This is a genomic window from Angelakisella massiliensis (assembly GCF_900104675.1).
GTDB lineage: Bacteria > Bacillota > Clostridia > Oscillospirales > Ruminococcaceae > Angelakisella > Angelakisella massiliensis.
This window is the reverse complement of sequence record NZ_LT629945.1, coordinates 2,295,305-2,309,028: the sequence shown is the minus strand read 5'-3', so window position 1 is coordinate 2,309,028 and position 13,724 is coordinate 2,295,305. Positions and strand designations below refer to the sequence as shown.

The 13,724-nt window shown below is 51.9% G+C and carries 16 protein-coding genes and 2 pseudogenes; 15 read left to right on the top strand and 3 right to left on the bottom strand.

Annotated features, from left to right (window positions below; all coding sequences use genetic code 11):
• Positions 1-36 precede the first annotated feature (36 nt).
• Positions 37-234, top strand: coding sequence for a hypothetical protein (locus BQ5383_RS16420; protein ID WP_024738890.1), 198 nt, complete (start codon positions 37-39; stop codon positions 232-234).
• A gap of 24 nt (positions 235-258) precedes the next feature.
• Here the strand turns inward: BQ5383_RS16420 and BQ5383_RS21675 are convergent, their stop codons facing one another.
• The gene (locus BQ5383_RS21675) at positions 259-729 is read right to left on the bottom strand and encodes a hypothetical protein (RefSeq protein ID WP_235822002.1); all 471 of its coding nucleotides are present in this window, start codon (positions 727-729) and stop codon (positions 259-261) included.
• Between the two features lie 362 nt (positions 730-1,091).
• Between BQ5383_RS21675 and BQ5383_RS16410 the strand changes: the two are divergent.
• Positions 1,092-1,259: pseudogene (locus BQ5383_RS16410) on the top strand (plasmid mobilization protein); the annotation flags it as partial.
• A gap of 49 nt (positions 1,260-1,308) precedes the next feature.
• The gene (locus BQ5383_RS16405) at positions 1,309-1,614 is read left to right on the top strand and encodes a hypothetical protein (protein ID WP_139193454.1); all 306 of its coding nucleotides are present in this window, start codon (positions 1,309-1,311) and stop codon (positions 1,612-1,614) included.
• Between the two features lie 222 nt (positions 1,615-1,836).
• On the opposite strand, the gene BQ5383_RS16400 is transcribed toward BQ5383_RS16405, so the two are convergent.
• Positions 1,837-2,823, bottom strand: a complete 987-nt coding sequence (locus BQ5383_RS16400) for a LysR family transcriptional regulator (RefSeq protein ID WP_071433779.1) — start codon at positions 2,821-2,823, stop codon at positions 1,837-1,839.
• A gap of 232 nt (positions 2,824-3,055) precedes the next feature.
• Between BQ5383_RS16400 and BQ5383_RS16395 the strand changes: the two genes are divergently transcribed.
• The 4 genes from BQ5383_RS16395 (at position 3,056) to rpiB (ending at position 5,939) form a co-directional block, all read left to right on the top strand.
• The gene (locus BQ5383_RS16395; RefSeq protein WP_071433777.1) at positions 3,056-4,117 is read left to right on the top strand and encodes a C45 family autoproteolytic acyltransferase/hydrolase; all 1,062 of its coding nucleotides are present in this window, start codon (positions 3,056-3,058) and stop codon (positions 4,115-4,117) included.
• Between the two features lie 157 nt (positions 4,118-4,274).
• Positions 4,275-5,018 (top strand): cyclase family protein, encoded by a 744-nt coding sequence (locus BQ5383_RS16390; protein ID WP_071433775.1) that lies wholly within the window; start codon positions 4,275-4,277, stop codon positions 5,016-5,018.
• 52 nt (positions 5,019-5,070) lie between these two features.
• Complete coding sequence (locus BQ5383_RS16385; protein ID WP_139193452.1) at positions 5,071-5,415, top strand: hypothetical protein; 345 nt, start codon at positions 5,071-5,073, stop codon at positions 5,413-5,415.
• Positions 5,416-5,492: 77 nt separating this feature from the next.
• Entirely contained in the window at positions 5,493-5,939 is a 447-nt protein-coding gene (gene rpiB, locus BQ5383_RS16380) for a ribose 5-phosphate isomerase B (protein ID WP_071435198.1), read from the top strand.
• On the opposite strand, the gene BQ5383_RS16375 is transcribed toward rpiB, so the two are convergent.
• Positions 5,918-6,349, bottom strand: coding sequence for a hypothetical protein (locus tag BQ5383_RS16375; protein WP_139193451.1), 432 nt, complete (start codon positions 6,347-6,349; stop codon positions 5,918-5,920). The two genes, rpiB and BQ5383_RS16375, sit on opposite strands and share 22 nt — an antisense overlap.
• A 191-nt stretch (positions 6,350-6,540) precedes the next feature.
• On the opposite strand from BQ5383_RS16375, the gene BQ5383_RS16365 reads away from it, so the two are divergent.
• From BQ5383_RS16365 to BQ5383_RS16330, 8 genes and pseudogenes are all read left to right on the top strand, one after another.
• Positions 6,541-7,716: an NAD(P)-dependent malic enzyme gene (locus tag BQ5383_RS16365; RefSeq protein ID WP_071433767.1), complete on the top strand. Its 1,176-nt coding sequence runs from the start codon at positions 6,541-6,543 to the stop codon at positions 7,714-7,716.
• Between the two features lie 344 nt (positions 7,717-8,060).
• Positions 8,061-8,549 carry a hypothetical protein gene (locus BQ5383_RS16360; RefSeq protein ID WP_071433765.1) on the top strand — a complete coding sequence of 163 codons (489 nt, stop codon included), beginning with the start codon at positions 8,061-8,063 and terminating at the stop codon, positions 8,547-8,549.
• 667 nt (positions 8,550-9,216) lie between these two features.
• Positions 9,217-9,432: a hypothetical protein gene (locus BQ5383_RS16355; RefSeq protein WP_071433763.1), complete on the top strand. Its 216-nt coding sequence runs from the start codon at positions 9,217-9,219 to the stop codon at positions 9,430-9,432.
• Between the two features lie 173 nt (positions 9,433-9,605).
• Positions 9,606-11,408 (top strand): annotated as a pseudogene (locus tag BQ5383_RS16350) (DUF4368 domain-containing protein); the annotation flags it as partial.
• 26 nt (positions 11,409-11,434) lie between these two features.
• Positions 11,435-11,791 carry a TnpV protein gene (locus BQ5383_RS16345; protein ID WP_071433759.1) on the top strand — a complete coding sequence of 119 codons (357 nt, stop codon included), beginning with the start codon at positions 11,435-11,437 and terminating at the stop codon, positions 11,789-11,791.
• Positions 11,792-11,900: 109 nt separating this feature from the next.
• Positions 11,901-12,089, top strand: coding sequence for a helix-turn-helix domain-containing protein (locus BQ5383_RS16340; RefSeq protein WP_071433757.1), 189 nt, complete (start codon positions 11,901-11,903; stop codon positions 12,087-12,089).
• Entirely contained in the window at positions 12,082-12,783 is a 702-nt protein-coding gene (locus BQ5383_RS16335; protein ID WP_071433755.1) for a response regulator transcription factor, read from the top strand. The genes BQ5383_RS16340 and BQ5383_RS16335 overlap by 8 nt, the downstream gene beginning before the upstream one ends.
• Before the next feature lie 2 nt (positions 12,784-12,785).
• On the top strand, positions 12,786-13,709 hold the full coding sequence (locus BQ5383_RS16330) for a sensor histidine kinase (protein ID WP_071433753.1): 924 nt from the start codon (positions 12,786-12,788) through the stop codon (positions 13,707-13,709).
• The last annotated feature ends 15 nt before the right edge of the window (positions 13,710-13,724 follow it).

Here is a 13,724-nt window from a genome sequence, read left to right as displayed (position 1 = left end):
AAATTTGTCAGTTGCCATCTTGAAAGGAGCCGCACTATGGAAGAATTAAAAACTATTATGCAAAAATTTGTTGCATCCGGTTGGGATTTAATAGCTATTCCCGCGCAACAATGGTTAGACGGAAAATCTGATAAAGAATCTTTAATATCAGCAATTAAGCAGGCTGATGAGGAATGTGGAAGTTGCGGGTGTGAATTAGACCCATTGTATAAAAGAGCGTTAGAACTGCTTTAAGTCACCACAAAATCACTTGCAACATTATTTGACTGATAACCTTTTACTAAACTGAATACCAGCCGCCCACCGGCGGCCAGCGAAAGCAGTAAGTCTGAAAAAGATTTGCTGCTTTTTTTGTTGCCCGGCTCCGTTCCCGGCCATTTTGCCCTGTTCGGATTGTAGTAGTAAGTGAAAGGGAAATTTTTTTGCCCCGGCGTTTGGCATTTTTGATTTTTGTCCGTAGTAGAGAACAAAGCGAAAAATTCCAGTTTTCCCGTCCAACTGGGATATGCCGGTGTTGTAGGGAGTGAAAGGAAAAATTCTCTGCCCGCCGGTTGCCAAAATCCTGTTTTCCACATTACAGAAGCAAAAGAAATTTTGAAAAATCCCCGTCCAGCGGGTAGCTGGCGGCCTTTGAAATGTATCTTTAGCGGAAAGGGAAAAAGCCGCAGCCAGCGGGCAGCAAAGCCCCGTTCCGGCGTCATATTGGCGAAAGGAAAAAAGGCCGCCCACAGCGGGCCAGAAGTCCTGTCCTGTCCGTTCTATGTACGGAAAAACCCGACAGGAGCAGTCTGCGGCAGTTACAGAGCAAGTTTCTACCACGGTGCCAAAATCCGCAATTCTGCGGTTTTGCCCCTCGCGGGAAACTTGTTGGGGAGTGCCTTCCCCAAACCCTGCTTTGCGCCCTTACGGGCGAAAAAAACTGAAAACAGTTTTTGTTATTTCCCGAAAAGTTCAGCAATGAAAGGAATAGAGAGATTTCTCCGCCCAAAGTGCAAAAAAGTTGCCCAATAGGAGGAATGAGGGGAAAAATTTCTCCGCCCAAAATCCGAAAAAATTCAGCAATAAGAATAGTGAGAGGAGGTTTTCAGCCTATGCGAAAGAAATACAACACGCCCCACCGCAGCCGCGTTGTGAAAACCCGGCTGTCCGAAGAAGAATACGCCGACTTCACAGCGCGGCTTGCGCCCTATGGTATCAGCCAGTCCGAATTTCTCCGGCAGGCGATACGGCGCACCGCCATACGCCCCATTATCCATGTATTATGATCCTGTTCATCCTGCAGAGCGGGACCTGGAGAGGGAGGAGACAGTGGATCAGCAGGTGTTGGAGCAGGAAGTGATGTCCCACTTCGACGTTTCCCGGGAGTTTCTCCGGCAGTCGCAGGAGTATGACCCGGACAGGGGCGTTTATGTAATGAATTATTTAGGGGGAGCCGCTTCTTCCAAGGTGGTGGGAGCGACATGGAACGGGGACCGGCTGAGCATTTCCTTTGAATATTACAGTCCCGCCGACGACACTACCGTTATCCGCAGCGGAAGCCTGCAAATGAGTATTTCAGGAGAAGAATATCAGTATCTCTCCTGTACATCGGCGCTGGTGGTGGAGCTTCCCTGAGGTCTGAATGGAGCGGGCCTTTTATTGGAATAAAAATTGGAGGACAAAAAGCTGGCCCCTTTTTTGGATAAGACAGGCCCGGAGTTCATTGTAGTACTCCGGGCCTGTGTGCTTCTGTACAATTTTTCCGTAGAAGAGGGAAGAATCTCCGCCCCCCCAAAAACGTCATAGAAAATGATTTTCCAAGGAGGATTTCTTTCCTGGAGGGGCGTTTGTTCCCAATTACAGCTGGGGGAAAAGAATCTGCCGGTTCAGTTGCTCCAGAGGCAGGGGAGGGGACAGTTCCGGAACGGTCCTCACCCGCTCCACTGTCAGATCCACCAGGTCCCGGGCGTTCTGTGACAGGCAGTCTCCTTTCCCGTGGGCGATGATGATTTTCCGGCAGAAAAGAGGCTGGTCCAGGGTGGCAAATCTGGGAGGAGATACCGGCTCGGTCCGCAAGGTGGTGGAAAGAGGGGTGAACATCAGCCCCATTCCCGCTGTGGAAAGGCGGTAGGCGGTCTCGTTTCCCCGCAGGCGCATCCGGATCTGGGGTTGGATGCCATGGCGGATAAAAAGCTCCTGGGCAGTGCGGTACATCCCTTGTTCCGGCGTCAGGGTGAGAAAGGTTTCTGTCTCCACCAGTCCCGCAGGCAGAAAACAGGGGGAAAGAGGAGAACGGCCCTGCTCTCCCAGCTTCCGGCTGAGAGGGTGCTCCTGCGGCACAACCAGCAGGATAGGATCGTCGCATACGATTTCATAATCCAATTCCTCGGAATAGACTGGCAGGCTGGAAACGCAGAAATCCATATTTCCGCGGAGCAGCTCCTCCTCAAAGTATTGGCTGGTGCCTTCTTTGATGATGATTTCCACTTCCGGATGAGTGCGGCAATAGTCGGGAAGAATGTGGGGAAGCCACAAACAGCCTCGCTCCCGGGGGATTCCCACCACGATCCGCCCGTTTTTCCCCTGGGCGATGTCCTGCATTTCCCGGGTCAGGGTTCGCTGGATGTTGAGAATTTTTTTGCACTGCTGCACATACCGCTCCCCGGCAAAGGTCAGGCGAAGGGGAAGGCTGTCCCGTTCAAACAACCTTACTCCCAGTTCCTCCTCGGTTTTCTGGATGGCTTTGGTGAGGGCAGGCTGGGACAGATACAGCTCCCGGGCCGCCTGTGAAATGTTCCCGGTTCGGGCGACGGTGATAATGTATTTCATGCGGTTGAGGTCCATACAAAGGGCTCCTTTGTCCATAACTTATAGTTATAGATAAAATGAAAGATTTCTATTAGACAAATTTTCATGAAAGAGTACAATAGTAATTGTAAGGGGTATTCCATAAAAATACAAGGATTGCCCACTGATTTTTAGGAATAAATGCCCTGATTTTCTCTGGTATTTTAGCGAAATCAGAACAGAAAACAGAAAATAACAAAAAGTTATGGACTTGGAAAGGAGCAGAAGTATGGAAGATCGTTTTCAGTTGGTGACAGTATCGGGGAAAACGCCTCTGGAGCGGGGCCTTCAATACGGCGAGCAAGCCGCAGACAAAATCCAGGCGGGAGTGGAGAACTACCGGCACTATTTTGAGACTCACGGACGCACCTGGGATGAAACCTTGGGATACGCCGCGGCCTATCTGCCCACAATAGAAGCCGTTATGCCGGAGATACTGGAGGAAGCCAAGGGTATCGCTCAGGGGGCTGGTATCACCCTGGAGGAGCTGATGGTCCTCAACACCCGGTATGAGATCACCCAATATCCCCTGCGGCCCCAGGAGTGCACCACGGCAGCAGTCCTGCCGGAAGCCAGTTCCGACGGCCGAACCTATCTTATCAAAAACTGGGATTACCGTCCCGGCGTGCTGGATAAAATCGTTATTGTCCATTTGGAGCAGCCGGATGGCACAAAAATCCTGGGCCAGACCGAAGCGGGACAGCTGATCCGGGAGGGCTTTAATTCCAACGGTGTCGGTTTGTGCAACAATATGATCGAATCCATTTATGATACGGCGGGCACCGGTATTCCCGTCACCTTCCTGCGCCGCCGGGTTCTGGCCAGTAAAACCTTCGAGGAAGCCTACGGCTGGCTGGTCCACTCCAAGCGGTGCGTCTCCAACAATATGCTGCTGGTGGATGGACGCTTTGGCCGGGCCGTGGATATCGAAGCTCATCCCGGCGGTGTAGACCAGCTGAAGCCTGTGGACGGTATTCTCACCCATGCCAACCATTTTGTGGTCAACCCTGAGATCGACCGCCTGACCGACCGGAGAAAGAACCGGGATAACCGGCTGGCCTATCTGCTGCGGAAGCATTGGGGTGCCATTGACCCTGCTGTGATCATGGAGTGCATGAAGGACCACGAATATGCCCCCGAAGCCATCTGCAACCACAAAAATGATCCCACCCAGGATCCCATGGCAGGGCTGATGACGGTGGCTTCCCTGATCTGTGACTTTAAAAACGAGACCGCTTACATCTGCCGGGGCAATCCTTGCCAGGGTGTTTATCTGCCCTATCAGCTGTAAGGCCCATTTTGCACCCTGTGCAACAGGTTTTTCTGCAGTATCGAGCGCTTCATCTGATGGGATGGGGCGCTCTTGTTTTCAATATGGGGGGATGTTATAATATTTTCCAAGAGGCGCCTTTCGGCCCCGCAGCTTTTTTGACAAAAGGAGGATGCACATGGCAAATCTACAGCTTTGGCAGCAATACGCCGCATGGAAAACACAATGCGATTGGGTGGACCTGACCCATCCTCTCAGCCCCGAGACACCCCACTGGGTGGGATGGCCCCCGCTGAAGGTGGAAACCATGGCCAGCCTGGACAATTCGCTTTTCAGCGCCCACAGCTATACCACGGTGGGACAATATGGCACCCATGTGGATTCAGCCGCTCATATGGTGCGGGGCGGCAGGACCCTGGATCAGATTCCGGTGGAGGAGATGGTCATGCCCCTGTGCGTGGTGGACAAGCGGGACGCTGTGGCAGAGAATCCTGACTATGTGCTCACCGTGGAGGGTATCCTGGAGTGGGAAAAGACCTGGGGACAGATTCCCGCTGGGGCTTTTGTCATTTTCCAGAGCGGCTGGAGCAAGCGCCCCGCGGCGGAGATGGATAACCTGGACGCCGAAGGCAACCGTCATTTCCCCGGCTGGCAGCTGGAGACGCTGAAATTCCTGGTGGAGCAGCGGAACATCGGCGGGGTGGGGCACGAAACCTCCGATACAGAAGCGCCCATCACCTCCGGAAAAACCAACTATGAAGTGGAATACTACATCCTCTCCCAAAACAAGATGCATCTGGAGCTGCTGACCAATGTGGACCGGTGTCCCCCGGTGGGCGGACTGGTTTTCTGCACCTTCCCGGCGGTTTCCGGCGGAACAGGTTTTCCCGCCCGGTGCTTCGCCCTTTGCCCCAAGGAGTAAGAAACGATTTTTAGGGGTTTTGGAAGCGGAATTTGAAGGGGAGGAATGGGCTTTGAGAGATTGGTTCTGCTCTGTAAACGGCAGCGCGGTATTTTCTTATATGGCTTATTTTCTGCCTGCTGTAATTTCGCTGATCTTCTTCTGGAAATGGAAAAGGAATCTGGCATGGATTTCCATACCGGCTGTAATGGCGGTGGATTTACTGGTTTGGGGCAAAGCGCTGGGATATAATCATGGTGAGTTTCGTGATCTTGTGCTCCTTTTTCTGATTCCGCAGCTGACGCTGACGGCAGTGGCTGCCGCGTGGATTTGTTTTCATCACCAGCGCAGGACCATCAAAGAAAAAGAGGGGAAAGCCGCCCATGGCCCTCTTGACGGAACAGGTGGAAAGCCTTAGAATGGGACATGGCTGATGAGAACATTTGCCGGAAAAAGAAGTCCGAGGATTTCAAGGGCGGAGAAGGAGTTTACATCATGAAAACAATTGCAATTGGATGCGATCATGGCGGCTTTGAGCTGAAGGAAGAGCTGAAAAAAAGATTGACCGAAGCGGGATATACCGTGGCGGATAAGGGAATCGAGACCCTTCATTCCGTGGATTATCCTGATATCGCCGTCAAAGTGGCCCATGCCGTTACAGAAGGTGAAACAGAATGTGGAATCCTCATCTGCGGCACCGGTATCGGTATGAGCATCGCGGCCAACAAGGTGCGGGGAATCCGGGCTGCTTTGTGCAGCGATTGCTATTCCGCCAGAATGACAAAGGAGCACAATGACGCCAATATCATCACCCTGGGCGCACGGACCATCGGTGTGGAGCTGGCCTGGGAGATCGTCAAGGCTTACTTGGGTGCGGAGTTCCAGGGGGGACGTCACGCCAAGCGGGTGGAGAAGATCCATCAGATCGAGGCGGAGGGCTGACGCTCTCCGGGGTGCTGGAATCGGTTTCCGGCAAGGTCAAAAACAATTTTAAAGTGTTTCAGAGAAAGCGGTATGGTTTTTAAAATCATGCCGCTTTTTTGTGCAGCTTTGACGCCGGCTCCACTGCTGAAAATAAAGAGCCTTTTGTTCAGGCAGCAGGAAAAATAAATTGACCAATGGGCGATCTTGTCCTCAGCGGATAGCGGCTCTAGGCGCGGGGCAGGGAAAAGGCAGGTGCCGTTTCCATTTTTGTCATTGGCCTTCTTATCTCCAAGGGAAAACTTGTTTACGGTGAAAAATGCCGGGACCGCTCTCATGGAATGAAAGCTGTAGGAAAGGGAAAAGATCGGCAGAGTGCAGGAACTTTCTGCCCCCGTCTCAAAGAAATGGTTCAAATGTGCCCAGGTCATCTTCCGGGTTTTTACTGGATAACAAAGGCGGAAGGCAGTTGCCTGGGGACAGAGCTTTCCTGGAGGGGAGAGAAAAAGAGTTTTATTATAGATAAAAATTATAAAATCAAAAGAAAACGATATTTGACATATGTAATGGTGATGTATATCATAGAAGTCAGTACCAGACAATGAAAAGGAGGAGCATAAAGATGGATTACGCGAAGGAAGCGCTGGAGAGACATTATCAGTGGAAAGGGAAGCTGGAGATTACTCCCCGGGTTCCTGTGGACAGCGCGGAGGCTCTGGCGCTGGCTTATACGCCGGGAGTAGCCCAGCCCTGCCTGGAGATCCAAAAGGACCCCGAAAAAAGCTTTGAACTGACCCGTCGGTGGAACACTGTAGCGGTGGTAACAGACGGTTCTGCCATTCTGGGCCTGGGGAATATCGGACCCGAGGCGGGTATGCCGGTAATGGAAGGCAAATGCGTGCTGTTTAAAGCCTTTGGAGGCGTGGACGCCATTCCGCTGTGTGTCCGTTCCCAAAAGGTGGAGGAGATTGTCCGTACCATCTCTCTGCTGTCAGGTTCCTTTGGGGGAATCAATCTGGAGGATATCGCCGCGCCCCGCTGTTTTGAAGTGGAACGGCTGCTGAAGGAACAGTGTGACATCCCCATCTTTCATGATGATCAGCACGGAACGGCCATCATTGTGGCCTCCGCTCTGCTCAACGCCCTGCGCCTCAAGGGCCGGGAGCTTTCCTCTGTAAAGGTGGTCTTTTCCGGGGCAGGGGCCGCTGGTACCGCCATCTTCAAGCTGCTGTGGAAAATGGGAATGCGTCAAGCGGTTCTGTGCGATATCAACGGCGTGGTTTATCCCGGTCGCCCTGATCTGGCCGATAATCCCGCTTTGTCTGAACTGGCTGAGATGACCCAGCCTCAGGTGCGGGGAGGACTGGCGGAGGCGCTTGTGGGTGCCGACGTTTTTGTGGGCGTTTCCGCTCCGAGACTGGTTACCCCGGAAATGGTGTGCTCTATGGCCAAGGACCCCATCATCTTTGCTATGGCTAATCCCGTACCGGAAATCATGCCTGATGAGGCGCTGGCGGCGGGAGCCTTTGTGGTAGGTACCGGACGTTCGGATTTTCCCAACCAGATCAATAATGTTCTGGTTTTTCCAGGTGTTTTCCGGGGGGCGCTGGATGTTCGGGCCAAGGATATCAACGATGAAATGAAGATCGCCGCGGCCCATGCTATCGCGGAGCTGATCCCCATGGAGGAGTTGAGGACCGACTATATCCTTCCCGCTGCTTTTGATCCCCGGATTTGTCCCGCTGTAGCGGCGGCGGTAGCGGATGCCGCACGGCGCAGCGGAGTGGCCCGGAAGTGATGGTTGTCCCTGGTGAAAAAGAGGGGATGGATGACCTTTTCCGCTCAAAGGGATTAAAAAGGACGGCTTTTGACGCGAAACGCATCTCAGCAGCAGAGCTCTGGCACGCTCCTCAGTCCTTTGGGAGGGGGAGAAAGATGACCTTTATGCCTCCTCCTTTTGGACTGCTACGGGTCGGTAGTCCTCTTTTGCCAAGGTGTCCAGCAAAAAATTTATCGGCTGTTTTGACTTTTTGCTTTTCAAGAGCTATAATATTCTCAGCGTGTAGCAAATAATAAAGCGGCAAAGCGTATGATGGCGAGAGCGATCATGCGCTTTTTATTTTTGAAAGGAGAGTAGAAACAATGCCGAAAACAAAATTACAGGGAGCGTTTTTTGGACTGCTGATGTCCATCACGATGGCCTACGGAATGGAGGTGTACAACATGGCAATCAAGACGGGCGGTCTTTCCGTAATGACAAACAAAGTTTTTGGAGAGGCGCTGCTGGAAACATCATATATGTGGCTGTTTGTTTTTGTTATTTCCAATCTGTGGGGAAACCGTCTGGGACATCTTGTGGCGGGAAAGGTTCTCGGCAAAGAGAATAATCCTTTGTGGGTATGGCTGATGACCTCCGCTACAACAGTGCTGGTGATGTGCCCCAGTATGAGCGCTGTGGCCGCTGTGCTCTTCTCGGTAGTACTGGGGGGCGGAAGCTGGGGAGAGCTGCCGGCTTACTGGGTCAGGACTGTGCTGCAAAACTTTCCCATGGCGTTGTTATGGAATCTGTTTGCGGCAGGACCGGTGACCAGGCTGTTGTTCCGGAAGATATTTCCCCAGACAGTTTCCTGAAAAGATGGGCATATTTGGGGTCATTGGTCCGAAAGGGATGCCTTCACGGGACGCCAGATCCATGGAAAAATAAATATTTTGCTCTAAAATAGAGATACCCTGCCCGTGATAGAAGGCAGAAAATCCTTTTCACGAACAGGAGATGTATGCTCTAAGTGACTTCTTAATCATGGTTTTTGTCATGGTTAGTGAAGCAATCACTTAGAGCATTTTCATTTCAGGAGGTACAGCCATGAGAAACGAAAAAATCACCCCGCTGTATGAGCGTTTGAGCCGCGATGATGAGTTACAGGGCGAGAGTAACTCCATATCGAACCAGTAAGCGATTTGTCAAGGGTTTTTCCCCCTGAAAAGCACACATTTTGAAAGAGAGGGGCTTAAGCCCCTCTTGGCCACCATAAAGCACTGAAGCTGGTAGCACCGAAGCCGGTCCTTTGACGGCTCCCAGCTTCGGTGCTACCAGCAGGACGTGGGCCCGCTGGAGCGTCCCCCTCGGAGAGCGCACGGCTGCCGTCAGGCAGTACCTCCGCCCGCTTGCGGGTGGTGAGTAAGTGCGCCCTAGGTATAATTACTTTCTGGCCAGGGACAACTTGAAAGCGATTTCCTTTATGTGTTATAATTAAGAACAAACAGGGCAACAAATTAGAAGCTGTGGAGGCGGCCATTTATGAAAAATAAAATTTTTAAATATATTGGATTGGAAGTTCTTTTATTGCTTGCTTTGATGCTATGTGGAACTATTGTTGTAAAAATATTCAATGTTGCGCTGAAATTGCAGTTTGAAAGCATAGGGACTACAGGGTTTATCGCAGGATTATGCGCTTGGCTTATATTGTTGATTGGCTGGGGCATAAAAGCAGCTAAAGCAAAAAGGAACAAGTAACTTCCCATTTGTCGGGGGGCCGAATAAGATGGGGCATGGCGCTTCCCGTAGCGCCATGCCCCGTTGCATATATGACTCCTTTCCCTCTGCTGGTTATCACTTTTCACTTTTGCCACAAATGAACCGTCAGCCGATGTAATGTAGTAGGTAGCGTAAACCACCCTTTATACAGTAACTCCCAGAAAAAGATGTTGGAGGACTTTGCCCGCCGAAATGGGCTACCGAACCCCACCCACTTCACCGATGACGGCGTATCGGGAACCCGTTTTGACCGCCCCGGCTTTCTGGCGATGATGGAGGAAGTCGAGGCCGGACGGGTGGAGGCCATTGTTATCAAAGACATGAGCCGCCTGGGGCGTGACTATCTGAAAGTCGGCCAGGTTATGGAGATTTTGCGGCAGCACGGCGTCCGTCTGATCGCCATCAATGACGGTGTGGACAGTCTGAGAGGAGATGATGATTTTACCCCTTTCCGCAACATTATGAACGAGTTTTACGCCCGCGACACCAGCCGGAAAATCCGTTCTGTGTTCAAGTCCAAGGGCATGAGCGGCAAGCACCTGACCGGCACTGTCATTTACGGCTACCTGTGGGACGAAAAGCGGGAACACTGGCTTGTGGACGAAGAAGCCGCCGAAGTGGTACGCCGTATCTTTTCCCTGACGATGGAGGGCTACGGCCCCTATCAAATCTCCAAGCTGCTGTCCGAGGCAAAGGTTGAAATTCCCGCTGTCCATCTGGCACGCTTTGACGAAGGAGTAAACAGGACGAAGCCGGTCAAAGACCCCTACGGCTGGGGATCATCCACCATTGTGAACATCCTGAAAAAGCGGGAATACCTGGGCCACACCATCAATTTCAAAACCCGCAAGCACTTCAAGGACAAGAAAAGCCACTATGTTGACGAAAGCGAGTGGACGATTTTCGAGAATACCCATGAGGCCATCATCGACCAGGAAACCTTTGACAATGTGCAGCGTATCCGGGCAAATGTCCGGCGCTACCCGGACGGCTGGGGCGAGGCCCAGCCCCTGACCGGCCTGATGTACTGCGCTGACTGCGGCGGGAAGATGTATGTCCATCGCGTCAATAACGGCAAGCGTGACCCACAGTTTACTTGCAGCCAGTACAGCAAAATCCCATGCGGGACGCTTTGCGGCACACAGCACCGCATCCGGGCCGAGGCTGTTTTGACCCTGATAACCGATATGCTCCGGGCTATCGCGGAGTATTCCAGGAATGACCGGGCCGAGTTTATCCGCACCGTTCAGGAAACGCAGGCCGCCCAGCAGACCGCCGACATATCCAAGAAGCGGAAACGGCTGGCCGCCGCCCAAAAGCGGGCCGGGGAACTGGAACGGCTGATTTGCAAAATCTATGAGGACAACGCCCTGGGTAAGCTGCCGGACGCCCGGTATGAGGCTCTGGACGCACAGTACGCCAAAGAGCAGGACGCCCTCAATGCGGAAATCACGGAACTGGAAAAGGCCGTTACCGGCTATGAGCAGAGCCGGAAATCTGCGGAGAAGTTTATAGCCCTGATTGACAAGTATGAGAATTTCGACACGCTGACAAATACCATGCTCAACGAGTTTGTAGAGAAAATCCTTGTCCATGAACGCGCCCGCAAAGGCAGCCAGGACACTACGCAGGAGGTTGAAATCTACTTCAATTTTGTGGGCCGGTATATCCCACCTGCCTTGCAGCCGGTTCCCCTGACCCCGGAGGAACAGGAAGAATTGCGGAAGAAGGAGGAACGCAAAGACAGGCTTCACCAGAACTACTTGCGCCGAAAGGCAAACGGCAAGCAGAAGGAATGGGAAGAACGCTACAACGCCAAGCGCAAGGCCCAAGTGGAGGCGGCAAAGGCCGCAATACGGGCCGAGGATATGGAAAAAGGCGTTTTTATTCCTGTTAGTCAGTTACCAAAGCAGGAGCCGCGCAAGGCCACCTTACCGGCCAGCGCCGCAGTTTAATCATCACAGTGCAAAGGAGGACGAACATGAACGAATTGACTTACACCCGCTGCGGGGATTACTACATCCCCGACCTGAAACTTTCCGAGCAGCCGGAGGCCCCCATCGGCAAGTATGGCCGTATGCGGCAACGCTACCTGAAGGAACACCGGCCCGGCCTTTACAGCAGCTTGATTTTGAGCGAAAAGCTGTACCCGCACCTGTTGGAGATTGACCGGGCGGCGTGTGAACGGATGGACGCCATGCTGCCCCGCATGATGGAGGCGGCAGGCGTCACCGAGGAATTGAAAGCCCGTGACCCTATGCGCTGGGTGGGGCTGATGAACACGCTGAAAGCGCAGGCAGAGGAAATTATTCAAGACGAACTGATTTACCACAATTAGTTTTTAGGCAGAGGCTTTGGCCTCTGCCTAAATTCATAATTCCGACACGCTTTGTATCTTGTATTCTTCGAGATCAAGAAATATAATGGATATATTGGAGGAATGCGAGATGGAATACATGACTTTGAAAGAAGCTGGCGAAAAATGGGGCATTTCCGCCCGTCAAATAAACTACTACTGCGTAGCTGGCCGTATTCCCGGCGCTGTGAAAATGGCAACACTATGGTTAATTCCCAAAGATGCTAAAAAGCCGGTGGACGGCAGGACAAAGCAAGGGAGGGCTTTGAAACATGAATAGTGTTTTGATTATAGACGATGATAAGGAACTTTGTGCCTTGATGAAGAAATGCGTGGAACAGGAAAACTTGTCTGCGGTGGTGGCGCATGGCGGTTTAGAGGGCTTACGGCTGCTGGGAGAAAACAAAGACACCTGTTGCCTGATTATTCTGGATGTGATGATGCCGGGTATGGACGGCTTTCAGGTATTGCAGAAAATCCGGGAGAAAAATAATGTGCCGGTGCTGATGCTGACTGCCAAAAGCGACGAGGAAGATAAGGTTTCCGGCTTGCGGCTGGGGGCGGACGATTACCTGACAAAACCTTTCAGCATTAACGAGCTGATGGCCCGCGTCAATTCCCTAATCCGGCGCTACACCACCCTAAATCCCGTGACCGGGAACGAGGCCGCCACCATACTTCTGAAAGATATGGTGATTGATAAAGTCAATCGGACGGTGACTGTCCAAAATATCCCGGTAGAGCTAACCGGCAAGGAATTTGATTTGCTTCTGGTTTTGGCGTCCAATAAGGGACGGGTATTTACAAAAAAGCAACTTTACACGCAGGTATGGACGGAAGAATACGACTTTGACGATAACAATATCATGGCCTTTATCAGTAAACTACGGAAGAAGATTGAGCCAAATCCAGAACAGCCGTTTTATATCCAAACCGTCCGGGGTGTGGGGTATCGGTTCAATAAGGAGGCATGAGCATGGAGTTAAATCTTTATCTGCTGCTGGCCCTATTGATTGCCCTACTGGTAATCGGTTACCTTTTGGCAAAACTTCACCGCGTCCGGGGCCAGCTTTCCCTTATCAAAGACGCTCTGGCAGATATAAAGAACGGGAACTTGAACCGCCGTGTACTGGCGCGGGAAAGCGATCTGACGAAACAAATCTGCTATGACATCAACGAGATTGCTATGAGCAGCCAATCCCGACTGATACAGCAGAAGCAATCCGAGCAGGCTTATAAACGGCTTATGACAAGCCTTTCCCATGATGTGAAAACGCCGCTTGCCTCTCTGGTGGGCTATTTGGAAGCCGTGGAAAGCAAGATGGTGACAGGGGCCGAGCAGGAAGAATATATTCGGGTAGCTATGGAAAAAGCCCACCACCTGAAAGACTTTGTGACCGCCCTGTTTGAATGGGTGAAGCTGGATGCCGGGGAGCAGATTTTTCATTTTGAAGTCTGCGACCTGAACGAGCTTTCCCGCGACATCATGGCCGACTGGGTGCCGCTGCTGGAAAGTCACAATCTCACCTATGAAATTGAGATACCCGAAACAGAATACATGACGAGGGTTGACCCTACCGCCTACACCCGTATTCTCAATAACCTGCTGCAAAATATCCTGACGCACAGCGGCGCAAGACAAGTGACCCTGACCGTGACCGAAACGGAGCAGCAGGCAAAAATCATAGTGGCTGATAACGGGAAAGGGATTTCCGCCGCTGATCTCCCCCATATCTTTGAGCGGATGTATCAATGCGACCACTCCCGATCTGCCAAAGGGAACGGGCTGGGCCTCTCCATTGCTAAGGAACTGGTAAGCGTCCATAAAGGAACCATCACGGCAGACAGTATCCTTGAAGCTGGAACAACATTTACCATCATACTTCCGAAAGCTCTGTGAAATCACAGAGCTTTT